This is a genomic window from Actinomyces johnsonii, assembly GCF_006546835.1.
GTDB lineage: Bacteria > Actinomycetota > Actinomycetes > Actinomycetales > Actinomycetaceae > Actinomyces > Actinomyces johnsonii.
This window is the reverse complement of the sequence record NZ_VICB01000014.1, coordinates 126,510-141,010: the sequence shown is the minus strand read 5'-3', so window position 1 is coordinate 141,010 and position 14,501 is coordinate 126,510. Positions and strand designations below refer to the sequence as shown.

The window sequence follows — 14,501 nt, the reverse complement described above, 5'->3', positions numbered from 1 at the left end:
CAGCGAGAGGCGGCACGAAGATGAATATCGAGGACATCGAGGTCTTCATCGGCACCGGGCGTCGGCAAGGAGCGAGCACTGGGCCACTGCCCTGAACCGGGACGGGCGGAAGGTCTTCGACAGGGCTCTGCCCAACGAAGAGGACCGGCTGCGTGAGGTCTACCAGCGCCTGCAGGCAAATGGGCAGGTGCTGGTGGTGGTCGATCAGCCCGCCACCATCGGGGCCCTGGCCGTGGCAGTGGCTCAGGACATGGGCTTCACCGTGGGATACCTGCCCGGACTGTCGATGCGACGCATCGCTGACCTGACGCCGGGCAGCGCCAAGACCGATGCCAAGGACGCGGCCGTCATCGCCCAGGCCGCAAGGACCATGCCCCACACCCTGAGAGCCGTCAGCACCTCGGACGAGGACGCCGCGGCGCTGAGCATGCTGACTGGCTTCGACCTGGACCTGGCCCGCCAGGTCAACCAGACCGCCAACCGGATCCGGGGCCTGTACACCCAGATCCACCCAGCCCTCGAGGCCGTGGTAGGGCCCTGGCTGGAGCACGACGCCGTCTTGGAGGTCATCGCCGCCTGGCCCACTCCAGCCGATCTGAAGCGAGCGGGCAAGGCAAGGATTGACGCCAGGCTCAAGAAGCACGGGTGCAGGCGGCACGCCACCTGGGCCGGCCAGATCGTCTCGGCCCTGGAGCACCAGACCGTGGTGGTCGCCGGCACCGACGCCGCCGCAGTGGTGCTGCCCCACCTGGCCAGGCAGCTCATCGCGCTGCACGCTCAGCGGGCCGATGTCGCCGCCCAGGTCGAGACCCTGGTGCAGGCCCACCCTCATATGCCAGGTCCTGACCTCCATGCCCGGGATCAGGGGTCCCGGCCGCCGCCGTCTTCCTGGCCGAGACCCTGGGCAAGGACCTCCAGGCACCGGCGCCCAGCTAGCCTCCTACGCCGGCCTGGCACCGGTAACCAGGAGATCAGGCTCCTCCATAAGGGGCGAGCACGTCTCCCACGGCGGCAACAAGAGGCTCAAGCGCGCCATGTTCCCCTCCGCCTTCGCCTCCCTGCGCTCCGACCCCGTCTCCCGGGCCTACTACCAGCGCAAACGAGACCAAGGCAAACGCCATAACCAGGCCGTCCTCGCCCTGGCCCACCGCCGCATCCTGACCCTGCACGCCATGATCCGAGATGGAGCCCTCTACGACCCACAACCAGCCACGAAACTACCCACCGCCGCTTGACACACCACATAGGGGCACCCCCCACTCGACTGCCGAGCGGGTCAGACGGCTCCCGGGCATAGCCAGGCCGCTCGTGTCCTGCCTCCACACTCGGCGGCAGTGAGTGCAGGCGAAGCGTCTCACGCGCACCACCAGCTGCGTGGGCCTCCACCCCACCGGCACGTGGATCAGGCGCCGGGCCACCGCCGCATCCTGACCCTGCACGCCATGATGCACAACAGCCCCCTCCACGACCCTCAACCAGCCACGAAACTACCCGCAGCCGCCCGACACACCACATAAAGGGCACCCCCTAAACCGAAAAATCCCTGACACACTAAGCATTATGAATCAGGATCAAATTTGCGCGACCCTCATCACGAGAGATCGAAGTTTTGAAACTCATGGCCGAAGCCCTGTCCAACAAACAGATAGCCCGAAAGCTCAATATCAGCGAAGCGACGGTGAAGACTCATGTTTCAACACTCATCGCTAAGCTCGGCGTACAAGATCGAGTGGGAGCCGTAGTGAAAGCAATACGCGGCGGACTAGTATAATCATCGTTGATACCGAAGTCTCCGTCCAGCCCACGTACTCCGTCAAAAGGTGGTCCACCCAGACGACGGATCGCCCATACGGACCATCCGATCGGCCGATGTGAGAAAAGAACGCACGTGTCTATCATCAATGTGTCATGTTCCAACACACTCCCCGAAGGAAGGCCGATATGTTGTCACTACTACCCTTTTCTTTCGGTACTCTGAATCCCATTAGCCACAGTCCCGATGACATCTGTTGGCCCTGTCCCTGGCCATTTTCTTTTGGCTATCTTAGCAAATGCGCTTCCGCATCTTGATCGTCAAACCTTCAGATCGCACACACACGCTCCCTGCATAAATTACGAACAGGAGGCATTCACTGTGGTTTTCTCACCGGGAGTGGATGTGCGGGTGGCCTGAGCTTTGGAACAGCAGGAACAGGTAGATATGTCTGGGGTGGGTCGTGTTGAATTTGGACGCACCCGGAGCCGTGTCTCAGAACTATTTTCGACCAAAATGTTCTATTCGTAAGGAGGCTCCGCGCGGATATTCTATACTTGCCACCTTCGACGTCCCTGTCACTATTGCGCGTAGCGTCAGCTGATGGTTGACCGCTCACCGCCGCATCCACGACGAACACCTACCACCACAGGAATACAACTGCCCATTCACTACCCTAGTCCGACAAGCCGATTTACTACCATCATCAAATATACGGCATAGATTTACCAAGCAATTTTTGTCACCTGTTGAAATCGCATAATGGGGCTCACATTAGTCAGATCGATGTCGTTCTACAGGAGATATAGTTCCACAAAAGGAGAATGGACCATGAGGTGCACTAAACCTTCACTACGCAAACTCTCATTTATTTTTGCGGCGTCAATTGCGCTCGGTTGTTCGGTCCCATCGGTTGCCCTGCCTGGACAGGCTGATTCTGAGCCCGACAATGAAACGGTCACCAAAGCTGTCTCCGACTATCAAGCGACCGTAGACGCGGAATGGACCAACTCCAATACCTCCACGTCTGCTGCAACTCTTACTTTAACCGAGCAAGAAGCCCACGATTCTCGGGACGAGTTGGCCAATGAGGGCACGGCGGTGACTTCCGCGAAAAGCGAAGTCAGCATCATCGAAACAACGCCTCAGCAGGACGGAACCATTATCGTCACGGCAGATATTTCGACAGAATTTACATACAATGGTGAAAGCGAACCGGGAAGCTGGTCGGACCGTCATCTCATCACGCTATCACAGGGTAGCAGTGGCTATATCGTCACTGCCGACGAAATCGACGATAGCGCCGCGGAAGAGGCCGCAATCGCCGGAGAAGTCCCGGAAGGTTACAATCCAACACCATCCTCGGATGACCCCAACGCCGCTGCATTACCAGATGCTGAGGATTCAGAAGATCAACCTGCCGCGTCACCCGCGCGGCATAAGCAACCTCGCACAAATGTTGGGAACATGGTTAAGTATGCGCTTAAATGGACGGGCCGTCCGAACAACGGAGACAAAGGAGATGACTTCAATCCAGATTACCCGCACGCAGGAAATAACTGCGCAAATTTCGTTTCAGAAGTTCTGCATGCAGGAGGTTGGGGCATACGACCTGGATTCCTGCCACCGAAACTGAATCTTCCGCCCGATAGTCCAGACATTTGGACGCCAAGATATCTTTGGCACATCCCCGGATCTCAAGTAGCATCACACACATGGAGCGTAGCATCATTCCAATATAACTATGTTATCAAGCACAGTTCTTACACACCGCTCATAGACATCCAAGCGGCACGCGCGGGCGACCTTTTCTACACAGACTGGTACCCTGAAAGAAAGAAAGGCGGGCCGGACGGAAAAATTGACCATGTCATGGTCGTAACCGGGACTAGTTGGGCGGGTGAACCACGAATTTCACAAAAGACGCCCAACCGGCACAACATCCCAGTCTCGCAAACTAAAAAACGTGCTGACAAACAAGGGTTGGACGTCACATGGTACGCCCTAAAACGGTAGGGAAGTCGTTTCATACTGCGAGATCAAGATACATACTATCGACGCAGCATGGAGCTATATCGGCGGCTGAGGGCTACCCTCAATCAGGCGGCAGTAGTTATTTCAGAAACAGTAGGTCGCGTACAACCTCGCGATCCACTAAACTTCACCGATCGGTAGTATTCTTTTGAGTCGTCAGTTCAATGTCGAGGAGCTCACTGTGCCCAACCGTCCCCATCACTCACCGCTTTCGACCGAACTCCTTCAACACCTCGTCCGGCTCCTGCGACTCCGTTCCGTCCGACCCGCCCGCCTCGGTGCACTCGCCATGACTCTGGCCGTCTTCACCGCCGTCGGCCCCTCGGTCTACTCAGCACCTCTGGCCCCGTCCCTGCCGGCGGGCAACTACGTGGCCCTCGGGGATTCCTACGCCTCCGGCGTCGGCGCTCCTCCCTATGCCAAGGGCACCGACGTGCAGGTGGAGAACGGTAACAAGTGCAAGCGTGCCACGGCGGCCTACGCCCACCAGGTCGCCGACCGGACCGGCAAGACACTCGACTTCGGCGCCTGCTCCGGCGCCTGGACCAAGCACTTCTACGAGGCCCGCACCCCGTGGAAAGAACCGGCCCAGCTCGATCACCTGGACGCCTCCACCGGCCTGGTCACCTTCTCCATCGGCGGCAACGACGCCGGCTTCGCCAAGATCCTCTCCGAGTGCGTCACCCAGCCCCCTTTCTCCAACTGCAGCAGCGACAAGGAACTCACCGACCCGGTCGACTCGACCATCGACGCCCTGGCCGGCAAGGGGAAGCAGGCCGGTGTCTACAGCTACGACACGATCATGACCGACATCGCCACCCGCGCCCCGGGCGCGACCGTCGTCGCCGTCGGCTACCCGCGCATGTTCACTTCGACGGGAGGCACGGGCGGTCCCGTACCCGGCCGCTGCCAGGGACTCGCCAAAGTGGACCAGCGCTGGATCAACGCCCGCACCAATGAGCTCAACATCGCCCTCAAAGCCGCCGCCCTGCGCCACGGCCACCAGTTCACCGACCCCTCCGACTCCTTCGCCGGACACGAGCTGTGCGGCGAAGGGGCCTCCTGGTTCCAGGGTCTGCTCAACTCCGGACGCTTCCATCCCAACGCCGACGGCCACAAAGCCATGGCCACCTCCGTCATGAACACCCTGAACGACCAGCAGGCCGCTCAGGAGCAGCCCGCCGCCGCGCAGGCACAGGTGGACAACATGCGCCCCACCGGCTCCTTCACCCTCACCCGCGACGGCGACCAGATCACCCTGGACGCCTCGGCCTCCACCGACACCGACGGCACGATCACGAACGTCGACTGGTACATCCAACACGCCGACGGCACCGAAGAGATCCTCACCGGCGCCCAGGCCACCACCACCGTCCCCGCCGACCAGCAGGTCTCCATCACCGCCGTCATCACCGACAACCAGGGCAAGGAAGACTTCACCACCCAAGTAGCCCCCGCCAGCTGACTACCCGCGCATTCGCAGGTTAGGGCGCGCGTTCGTACCCTCTACCCCTCGAACGCGCGCCCTAAGGCACGACCACGCGGGTCGTATGGTCACGAGGAGAACAGGTGCAAAACACCGGTCTTCGCACGCCGACCGGGCACGGTGAGTGCCAGGTAGATCGCCACGGCGAGCATCGCGGCAACCCCGACCGCCAGGCTGACGGTGAGGCCCGCATCCGTGGCGGAGCGGACCAGTGGCGCCAGGTGGGTTCGCACTCCAGCCGGCGCAGCGGCTGGCCAACCCTCCAGTGCCCGCAGTCCCTTGCCGGAGGCCACCAGGGAGATGAGACGCTCCCGATCCGCGGCCCGCCCCAGGACGCCGATCTCCGGGGCCATCGTCATCACCCTCCGGATGATGCGCTCATAGCTCACACCTATCACCGCGACCCCCATGACGATGCCGAGCTGGCGAGCGGAGGCGGAGAATCCCGAGGTCATCCCCGCGGTCTCCTCATCGGCCGAGGAGACCGCCAGCTGGTTGACGATCGTCCCGGTGGCCCCGGTGGCGGCCCCCGCCAGGACGAGCCCGGGGATGAGGACCAGCCAGGTACTCGATCCGCGCAGGAGCATGAGCAGGCAGGAGCCGACGACGCCGCCCAACACAATCCCCAGCAGACTCGCCCTGGCCCCATGGCGCCTGACCGCTCCCCCGCAGGAGGCGGCCACAACGAGGGCGGAGGCGCTGAAGGGCAGGAAGCACAGCCCGGTCTGGGCCGGCGTCAACCGGTAGATGTTCTGCGCGTACAGGGACAGGAAGGCCATCGGCCCGATGAGGGCCGCCTGGATGATGAACCCGACCATGACGCTGCCTGCGTAGGTGGGTTCGGTAAGGATCGCAACATCCACCATGGGGCCGGCCGATCGTCGCTCGACGACGCAGAAGGCGCCGAACAGCACCACCGAGCCGATCAGTAGGGAGACGATCGCGGGTGAGGTCCACCCCCACGTGTTGCCCTGGAGGAGTGCGAGCGTCAGCGTCCCCGTCATAGCGACGCACAGGGCCGTGCCCGGCCAGTCGACCTTCCTGACCTCCGCACCTGTCGTAGCGGCGCCCCGATCCGCGCCTGTCTCGGGAACCCATCGCGAGCCCAGCCAGACTGCGAGGCCCACCGGGACATTGACCCAGAAGATCGAGCGCCAGCCCGCCAGCAGGACAAGCCCGCCGCCGATGAGCGGCCCCAGGGCGATGGCCGAGCCGGAGACCGCCCCGTATACCCCGATCGCCCGCGCCCGGGCAGGGCCTGCCTGGTAGCGGTCGGAGATCATGGGGACGCCGACGCCCAGGAAAATCGCACCGCCGACACCCTGAATGAAGCGGCTCCAGTCCAGGACGTCCACCGACGGCGCCAACGCGCAGACCAGGGAACCGGCTGTGAACAGGGCGATTCCCCAGCGGAACAGACGCAGCCGTCCCACCGATCCGCTCAGGGTCGCCGCAGACATCAGAAGCGTCCCCAGCGGCAGGGTGTAGGCGTTGACGACCCACTGGAGCTCGCTCAGCGATGCGCCCAGCGTGGCGCCCATGTCAGGAAGCGCGACGGAGACGACCGTGACGTCCAGGACGTTCATGAAGTTGGCGGTGCAGATCAACAGCAAGATGAGTGCCTGCCTCACACGGCGCACCTTTCGCAACGATCCCTCGGGTGGCGGCAAGCGCGCCCGGACCTAAATGACCGCAATGAAGACTAACACCGGCATGGCCGCCTGCGCTGTACGTATCGAACGGCTGACCGCTCACGCGTTCGTAGGGTAGGTGTCGCGTTCGCACCCTTTACCCCTCGAACGCGCACCCTAAGGTACGAACGCGCGGACCAGCCCGGTCCTGCGAACCTTAGTCGCCGGCGACGCACAGATGCCCGAGCACCTCGGCGTGGGCCGCGGGGGTGGCTACGAGCAGCGACCCGGCGCGGCGCACGTCGAAGGGCGCCCCGTCCATCCGGGTGAGGACAACGCCGGTCTCGGTGCACAGGAGCGCCCCGGCCGCGACATCCCAGGGCTGGAGCAGCGGCTGGGCGTAGACCACCGCGCCGCCCGCGGCCACCTCCGCCATCTCCAGGGCGGCCGCCCCGTAGCAGCGCATGCCGCGGGAGGTCTCGATGGCCCGGCCGATGGCCGCGTGCTGCGTGAGCTGATAGTGGGCGATCACCATCCCCTCACTCAGGGGCAGGTCCTCCACCGGTTGCAGAACCCTGTGCCCGACACCGTCGGGGCCGTCAGCGCCCGCTGCGCCAGTCATCAGCGGCTCGACCCAGGCACCCCGGCCACGGATCGCCGTGTAGAGCCGATCGGCGACGGGGTCGGCGAGGATCGCCAGCACAGGGACACCGTCGTCGACCAGGGCCAGCGAGATGGCCCAGTCACGGTGGGTAGACACGTAGTTGAGGGTCCCATCGATGGGGTCGAGCACCCAGGCACGCCCGCGATAGGCCTCGAAGTCCTCGATCCGGTGCTTCTCCTCGCCGTGGAGGGGGATGCCGGTGTCCTCCAACTGGCGGGCAATGCGCTCCTCGACACCGCGGTCGACCTGGGTGACCAGGTCGTTGCGGTGCGCCTTAGCTTCGATGCGCAGCTCCTCGCCCGGGTTCAGGGCGAAGGCGGCGGCCCGACGGACCGCGGCGGCCGCCCGGGCGAGCAGATCCTCCAGGGAGGCCGACGACATCGAGCCCCCTGTCGCCCCTGCCGGTGGCATCTCCGTTCGATCGCCGCCAGCAGTCACGACTGCTGCTCCTGTCCGGCGAGCCGGCGGCTGTGGACGACCCACGCCACCCCCAGCGCCACCAGCCATAGGGGCGAGACGAAGACCGCGACCCGGGTGTCGTGGGCCTGGGTGAGGGTCCAGATGACGAAGGCGAAGAAGACCAGGCACAGCCAGGCCGCCACGCGCTGACCGGGCAGGCGGAAGGCGCTGGCTCGGTGGAGCTCGGGCCGCAGGGTGAGGAAGCGCAAGTAGGAGATGACGATGACGCACCACACGAAGATGAACAGGACACTGGCCACGGTCGTCACGGTTGTGAAGGCATCGATGATGGACTCGGATGTGTAGAGCAGCGGGATCGAGGCCAACAGGCTGACGCAGGTGACGATGAGGGAGATTCCGGGTACCGATCGGGCCGTCAGCCTGCGGAAGACGTGGGGGGCGTTGTCCGCCCAGGACAGGCCGAACAGCATCCGGGAGGTGGAGTAGACCCCGGAGTTGGCCGACGACGCCGCGGCCGTGAGCACCACGAAGTTGACAACGCTGGCGGCCACACCAAGCCCCGCCAGGGCGAACATAGACACGAAGGGGCTCTTCTCGGGGTTGATCTCCCGCCACGGGGTGACGGCCATGATGGCCGCGAGCGCCCCCAGGTAGAACAGGACGATGCGCATCGGGATGGCGTTGATCGCCCGCGGCAGGGTGACCTCGGGGTCCTTGGCCTCAGCGGCGGCGGTCCCCACGAGCTCGGTGCCCACGAAGGCGAAGATGGCGATCTGGAAGGCCCCGAAGAATCCTTTCAGCCCGTTGGGGAGCAGGCCGCCTGCCCAGATATTGGACACCTGGGCCCGGGCCCCGTTGGGCGCCGTGAAGCCGCGCAGCACCATGATGACGCCGACGACGACGAGCGCCACGATGGCCACGATCTTGATGATGGAGAACCAGAACTCGATCTCCCCGAAGGCCTTGACGGTGGCCAGGTTGAGGCTGAACAGCAGGGCCACGGTCACTACCGGCGTGACCCACAGGGGCAGAGTCGGCCACCAGTACCCCACGTAGCCGGTGATGACGATGACCTCGGCCACAGCCGTCACCAACCAGCACACATAGTAGGTCCAGCCCACAAAGAAGCCGGCCCACGGCCCGATGAGGTCGTGGGCGACATCGGCGAAGGACTTGTAGGACAGGTTGGACAGGAGCACCTCGCCCAGGGCCCGCATGACCAGGAAGAGGAAGGCGCCGATGACCGCGTAGACGACGAGTACGCCGGGACCGGCCAGGGAGATCGTCTTTCCCGAGCCCATGAACAGCCCGGTTCCGATCGCCCCGCCGATGGCGATGAGCTGGACGTGACGGTTGGTCAGGTGACGCTGGAGCTGGGGCTCGGCGTCATGGTCCGCCAGTTCTTCGAGGTCAGAGCGCTGATGTGGCGCTGAGGACTCGGCCACCGGGGTGGGTTCGGCGGGCTGCGGGGTCTGGGACATCTCGTCTCCTGATCGTGGGTGACGCCACGAGCCTAGCGGTACCAGGTTCATCCCGGATTCACACGGGTAGGCTCGGAGACGTGAACCTCGCCGTGAACCTCAGGGACCAGATCCGCCACTCGATTCCGGCCGCGATCGTCGTCGTTATCGGCGCCTGGGTGATGATCTACTACTCAATCGTCCAGTGGGAGACGATGAAGCAGGTGCCCAGCTGGGACCTGGCGATCTTCTCCGAGCTGGCCAAGGCCTACGCCCACCTTCAAGCCCCGATCGTCCCGATCAAGGGCGACGGGTTCAATCTCTTGGGGGACCACTTCCACCCGATTCTCATTCTGCTGGGGCCGATCTGGCGGCTCTTCCCCACCCCCCTGAGCCTGCTCGTCACCCAGGACCTGCTGCTGGCGGTCTCGGCCTGGCCGCTGACCCGCCTGGCCAGCCGGCTGACGAATCAGTGGGTGGGCGGGGCCCTGGGCCTTGTCTACGTCCTGTCCTGGGGGATGCAGGGGGCGGTGGCGGCGCAGTTCCACGAGATCGCCTTCGCAATGCCGATGCTGGCCTTCGCCTCGGTGGCATTCGTGGAGCGGCGATGGGTGGCGGTGGCGGCCTGGTCGGCGCCGCTGGTCCTGGTCAAGGAGGATATGGGGCTGACGGTTCTCATGATCGGGGTTGCTGTCATCCTCACCTCGGTGGTCCCGGCCTGGTACCGGACCTGCACCGTCGGCGACTCCAGTGCCGACGGAGCCGACGACGCCCGCAATCGAAGCCGGGGGCTGCGGCTGGGAGTGGGCATGATCGTCGGAGGGGTCGCGGCCTTCCTCTTCTCCGTCCTCGTGTTCCTGCCCGCCTTCAACATCAACGGGGTGTGGGACTACGGGCTGAGCTCGGACAAGCCGGCCTCGCCCGACGCCCTGACCCAGAAGGTCAAGGTCGTCGTCATGCTGGTCCTCACCAGCGGCGTCATCGGGCTGACCTCGCCCTGGCTGCTCGTGGTCCTGCCCACGTTGGCGTGGCGGTTCTTGGGGTCGGTGGACTTCTACTGGGTGTGGGACAACTGGCACTACAACGTCACCCTCATGCCGATCGCGCTGGGGGCACTGCTCGACGTCGTGGCCCGATACCGCGCGCACGGCGCCTACGAGGCCGGCCGACCCGTCAGGGAAGTGGGGGTCGACGGCCTGGCCGTTCCCGAGTCACCGACCGGTGCTACCGGCACTGACGTCGCCGCCGATACCGCCAGCGATACCGCCGCCGACTCCTGCGGCGAGGCGGGCGACGGCGCTGACAGCACGACCGATACCGCCAGCGAAGCGGACGGCGGCGCTGATGAGGACAGTGAAAGCGGTGAGAGCAGCGGCGGTGGGCTGCGCAGGCGCCCGACCGTCTTCCCCACCTGGCTCACCGTACCGCTGCGGTACCGCCACGTGGTCACGGCGGGTATCGTGACGGTGGTGGCCACCGGTGTCCTGTCCGCCCCGTATCTGCCGCTGTGGAAGGCCACCGACCAGAACTTCAACACACCCAACGACCAGACCAAGAAGGAGGACCCGGAGGCACGGCGGGTGGCCACCGCCCACGAGGTCATCGCCACCATTCCCGAGGGGTCCACCGTGGTCACCGACCTGTCGATGCTGGCCTACCTGGTCCCGCGGGCCGAGGTCTCCTGGATGGGAACGAGCGGTCCGGACAAGGAGTACGTCGTCATGAACCGCAACGGCGGCGGCAACCAGTGGGGCGTCTCCGACGCCGCCGCCTGGGGCGAGCAGCACTCCAAGCAGGGGGCGACCTACACCGTCATCTACAACAAGAACGGCTACCAGATCGCCAAGCGCAATGACTGATGCGGCCCCCGGGGCGGGGCCCGGGTCCACGGCAGGTCGGACGCCCTCGGCAGCGGGCTCGCTGACCCTGGTCGCCGCGGGCGGCTGCGCGGGCACCCTGGTGCGAGCGGTCCTTGAACAGGCGTGGCCCGCCGCCCCCGGTCACCTGCCGACGACGACGCTGGTCATCAACGTTGTCGGCGCCCTGGCGCTGGGGCTGCTGATCGGGGCGCTCGGCGAGCGACGGCCCCGACTGCGACTGGTCCTGGGAACGGGGGTGCTGGGCGGGCTGACGACGCACTCCACCTTCGTCCTGGAGAGTCACCGGCTCCTGGCTCCCGGTCCAGCCGCCGGCCGCCCCGCCCTTGGCACCGCCTATCTCCTGGGGTCAATGGCGGCCGGGCTCGCAGCGGCCGCCGTCGGGCTGTGGCTGGCGGGCCGCCTGCGCCGTCGGGAGCGTCGGGGCGCTTCCTCCCGCCGGGGGGCCGCATGAGCGCGACCGGAGTCACCGGGCTGCTGGGGTGGCTCGCCGTCTGGCTGCCCCTGGCGCTGGCCGGAGGCGCGGGGGCCGCCTGCCGCTGGAGCGTGGACGCCTGCGTGAACCGGCTCAACGGCCGAGTGAGCGAGGCCATCTCGGCAAGCACCTCCACACGACGTCGTTCCAAGGGTACTCAGGCGCGGCGGATGCCCTGGGGCACCGTCGTGGTCAATGTGACGGCCTGCTTCCTCATGGGACTGCTCATGGGATCGGCGGGCAGCGCGCCGGATCCCGGATCCTGGGTGGCCGCGGCAGTTCGCGTGCTGGGGACCGGGTTCCTGGGCGGGTACTCCACGTTCTCCACGGCCTGCGTCGAAGGGGCGCGACTGCTGCTGGCGGGCCGGTGGGGGCCGGCTCTTGCCCACGCCGCCCTCATGACGGCAGCCACGCTGGGCGCCGTCGGACTCGGACTGTCCGCGGGGGCGGCCCTGCACTAGGGCAGCACCGATCCGGGTCCCGACTCTATTTCGACCGATTTTTCATAGACGNNCGTCTATGAAAAATCGGTCGAAGTGCGTGCGACGACGTCGGTCCGACGCCGATGACCTTCGGTGACATTCGTGAGCGCGCCGTAAGCGGCCCGTGAGCGCCTTGTGAGGTTGAGGGCGCGGCTGAGATACCCCTGAGACGGCTGTGACGAACTGTGCTCTCACTAGACTTATCAGGCGTATTGCGGGACGGCGCTCCTCTGAGAGACTCCCTGCCATGAGTGTTCAGCCGCCTTCTACGACGCCTACCCCTTCGAAGGGTAATCGCACCGTCGTGGTCGTCCTCCTGGCCATCGCCGTCATCCTGGCCGTCATCGCCGCGCTGCTGCTGCAGGACGTCGCCTCCCGGCACCACCGAGGCGCCGCCGGCTCCCAGACAGCCACATCCACCACCGCCTCGGCCAACACCGGCCATTCGGCCACGGCGGTCCCCGAGCCCACACCGGCTCCACCGGTAGCCGACCAGCAGACCCTGGAGATCATCCACTCCGAGACCCACCGCGACCCCGCCGACACCCAGGCCAAGGGCAAGGTCGACGCCCCGGTCGTCATGGTCGTCTACTCCGACTTCGCCTGCCCCTACTGCACCCAGTTCGCTCAGAACGTCGAGCCCGAACTCGCCGACCTGGTGGACAAGGGAACCCTGCGCATCGAGTGGCGCGACTTGGCCCAGATCAGCCCCACCTCGCCCCTGGCCGCCCAGGCCGGCCGGGCCGCGGCCAAACAGGGCAAGTTCTGGGAGTTCCACGACGCCGTCTACGCCGCTGCCAACCCCCAGGACCACCCGGAGTACACCGAGGATTCGCTGGTCGCCTTCGCCCAGAAGGCCGGGGTGGCCGACATCGCGCAATTCCGCACCGACATGGCGTCGGAGGAGACCGCCACCGCCGTCACCGAGGCCAAGAACCACGCCCACTCGATCGGCATCACGGGCACCCCGTTCATGATCGTAGGCGAGACCTTCATCAGCGGCTACAAGGACGCCGACTATATGAAGGCCGTCATCAACAGCCAGGCCGCCAAGGCCAAAACGTCCAAGAGCTCCGCTGCACCGACCGCATCGCACTGACGACTCGTCGGTTCCTCGTCCCCGACTCGCCACCACGGCGGGCCGGGGACGATATTCTTCCCCTATTCAACTCACCCTCAGTTCATCGGTCGCTGGACGAGCAGCAACGCGGATGGCAACGTAAACAACGGTCGTTTTCACAAGGAGCGAGAGCATGGCACTAAGTATCGGAGTGGATGTCGGCGGAACGAAGATCGCAGCAGGCGTCGTCGATGACGACGGACAGGTTCTTCAGACGGTTCGGTGCGACTCGCCCGCCGCCAACCGCCGGGCGATCATCGACACGATCACCACGGTGGTGAGGCGCTTGCACGAGGACTTCCCGGACGCGGCCACCGTGGGCATCGGGGCGGCTGGGATGGTGTCCTCCGACCGCAACACGATGGCGCACGGCACCAACCTGGACTGGACCGGGATGCGGATCGGCGACGTCGTCTCCGAGGGCGTGGGCCTGCCCGTCGTCGTTGAGAACGACGCCAACGCGTTCGGTTGGGCCGAGGCCCGCTTCGGGGCGGCCCGAGGCAAGCGCAACGCCCTCATCGTGGCCATCGGCACCGGCGTGGGCGGGGCGATCATCGTCGACGGACACCTTCTGCGCGGGGCGGCCGGATTCGGCGGGGAGATCGGGCATATCACCGTTGTCCCCGGGGGCCGTCCCTGCGGCTGCGGCCTGCGCGGGTGCCTGGAGCGCTACAGTGCCGGCACGGCCCTGGGCGTCAACGGCTGGGAGCTGGCTCAGTTCCGCCCCGCTTACGCGGCCCGCATCATCGAGCTCTCCGGAGGCGACCCGGAGCACATCTCCGGCAAGGCCGTCACCGCCGCCGCCCGCGAGGGGGACCCGGCCGCCTTGGAGTGCTACGAGCAGCTCACCCGCTGGTTGGGGGTGGGACTGGCGGACATGTGCGCACTGCTGGACCCCGAGGTCATCGTCATCGCCGGAGGCCTGGCCGAGGCCGGGGACATCCTGCTGGCCCCCACGCGCAAGGCCTTCGCCGCCAACCTCACAGCCGGCACCTACCGGCCCACCATCCCGGTGGTCTTGGCCGAGGGCGGTCAGGAGGCCGGGCTCGTTGGCGCCGCGGACCTGGCCCGCCAGCCCTGAGGTTCGTGGAGCGAGGTC

The 14,501-nt window shown here is 65.7% G+C and carries 10 protein-coding genes and 2 pseudogenes; 9 read left to right on the top strand and 3 right to left on the bottom strand.

Features of this window, described 5'->3' with window-relative positions:
- Positions 1-20: 20 nt before the first annotated feature.
- The 4 genes and pseudogenes from FK256_RS10400 (at position 21) to FK256_RS10380 (ending at position 5,252) form a co-directional block, all read left to right on the top strand.
- A pseudogene (locus FK256_RS10400) lies at positions 21-1,235 on the top strand (IS110 family RNA-guided transposase).
- Positions 1,236-1,588: 353 nt separating this feature from the next.
- Positions 1,589-1,771, top strand: a pseudogene (locus tag FK256_RS10390) (response regulator transcription factor); the annotation flags it as partial.
- Between the two features lie 813 nt (positions 1,772-2,584).
- Complete coding sequence (locus tag FK256_RS10385; RefSeq protein WP_170197948.1) at positions 2,585-3,769, top strand: amidase domain-containing protein; 1,185 nt, start codon at positions 2,585-2,587, stop codon at positions 3,767-3,769.
- A gap of 307 nt (positions 3,770-4,076) precedes the next feature.
- On the top strand, positions 4,077-5,252 hold the full coding sequence (locus FK256_RS10380; protein ID WP_425321589.1) for an SGNH/GDSL hydrolase family protein: 1,176 nt from the start codon (positions 4,077-4,079) through the stop codon (positions 5,250-5,252).
- An 89-nt stretch (positions 5,253-5,341) separates the two neighbouring features.
- Here FK256_RS10380 and FK256_RS10375 read toward each other — a convergent pair whose 3' ends face one another.
- From FK256_RS10375 to FK256_RS10365, 3 genes are all read right to left on the bottom strand, one after another.
- On the bottom strand, positions 5,342-6,904 hold the full coding sequence (locus FK256_RS10375) for an MFS transporter (RefSeq protein ID WP_141424708.1): 1,563 nt from the start codon (positions 6,902-6,904) through the stop codon (positions 5,342-5,344).
- A 217-nt stretch (positions 6,905-7,121) separates the two neighbouring features.
- Complete coding sequence (locus tag FK256_RS10370; protein WP_141424718.1) at positions 7,122-7,979, bottom strand: inositol monophosphatase family protein; 858 nt, start codon at positions 7,977-7,979, stop codon at positions 7,122-7,124.
- 23 nt (positions 7,980-8,002) lie between these two features.
- Positions 8,003-9,469: an amino acid permease gene (locus FK256_RS10365; RefSeq protein ID WP_211343566.1), complete on the bottom strand. Its 1,467-nt coding sequence runs from the start codon at positions 9,467-9,469 to the stop codon at positions 8,003-8,005.
- 80 nt (positions 9,470-9,549) lie between these two features.
- Here FK256_RS10365 and FK256_RS10360 point away from each other — a divergent pair, with 80 nt between their 5' ends.
- The 5 genes from FK256_RS10360 to FK256_RS10340 all read left to right on the top strand — a co-directional run bounded on the left by FK256_RS10360 (position 9,550) and on the right by FK256_RS10340 (position 14,483).
- Positions 9,550-11,307 (top strand): DUF2079 domain-containing protein, encoded by a 1,758-nt coding sequence (locus tag FK256_RS10360; protein WP_141424707.1) that lies wholly within the window; start codon positions 9,550-9,552, stop codon positions 11,305-11,307.
- Entirely contained in the window at positions 11,300-11,779 is a 480-nt protein-coding gene (locus tag FK256_RS10355) for a FluC/FEX family fluoride channel (RefSeq protein WP_141424706.1), read from the top strand. The genes FK256_RS10360 and FK256_RS10355 overlap by 8 nt, the downstream gene beginning before the upstream one ends.
- On the top strand, positions 11,776-12,261 hold the full coding sequence (locus FK256_RS10350; protein WP_141424705.1) for a fluoride efflux transporter FluC: 486 nt from the start codon (positions 11,776-11,778) through the stop codon (positions 12,259-12,261). Before FK256_RS10355 ends, FK256_RS10350 begins: the two co-directional genes overlap by 4 nt.
- A gap of 268 nt (positions 12,262-12,529) precedes the next feature.
- Entirely contained in the window at positions 12,530-13,381 is an 852-nt protein-coding gene (locus tag FK256_RS10345) for a DsbA family protein (protein WP_211343565.1), read from the top strand.
- 154 nt (positions 13,382-13,535) lie between these two features.
- Entirely contained in the window at positions 13,536-14,483 is a 948-nt protein-coding gene (locus FK256_RS10340) for an ROK family glucokinase (RefSeq protein ID WP_021608715.1), read from the top strand.
- Positions 14,484-14,501: the final 18 nt, after the last annotated feature.

What these genes read in the sequence shown, in the direction of transcription:
- FK256_RS10355 (WP_141424706.1), top strand. Translation starts at nt 11,300, where the DNA reads ATGACTGATGCGGCCCCCGGGGCGGGGCCCGGGTCCACGGCAGGTCGG.
- FK256_RS10385 (WP_170197948.1), top strand. Translation starts at nt 2,585, where the DNA reads ATGAGGTGCACTAAACCTTCACTACGCAAACTCTCATTTATTTTTGCG.
- FK256_RS10365 (WP_211343566.1), bottom strand. Translation starts at nt 9,469, where the DNA reads ATGTCCCAGACCCCGCAGCCCGCCGAACCCACCCCGGTGGCCGAGTCC.
- FK256_RS10370 (WP_141424718.1), bottom strand. Translation starts at nt 7,979, where the DNA reads ATGCCACCGGCAGGGGCGACAGGGGGCTCGATGTCGTCGGCCTCCCTG.
- FK256_RS10350 (WP_141424705.1), top strand. Translation starts at nt 11,776, where the DNA reads ATGAGCGCGACCGGAGTCACCGGGCTGCTGGGGTGGCTCGCCGTCTGG.
- FK256_RS10340 (WP_021608715.1), top strand. Translation starts at nt 13,536, where the DNA reads ATGGCACTAAGTATCGGAGTGGATGTCGGCGGAACGAAGATCGCAGCA.
- FK256_RS10345 (WP_211343565.1), top strand. Translation starts at nt 12,530, where the DNA reads ATGAGTGTTCAGCCGCCTTCTACGACGCCTACCCCTTCGAAGGGTAAT.
- FK256_RS10380 (WP_425321589.1), top strand. Translation starts at nt 4,077, where the DNA reads ATGACTCTGGCCGTCTTCACCGCCGTCGGCCCCTCGGTCTACTCAGCA.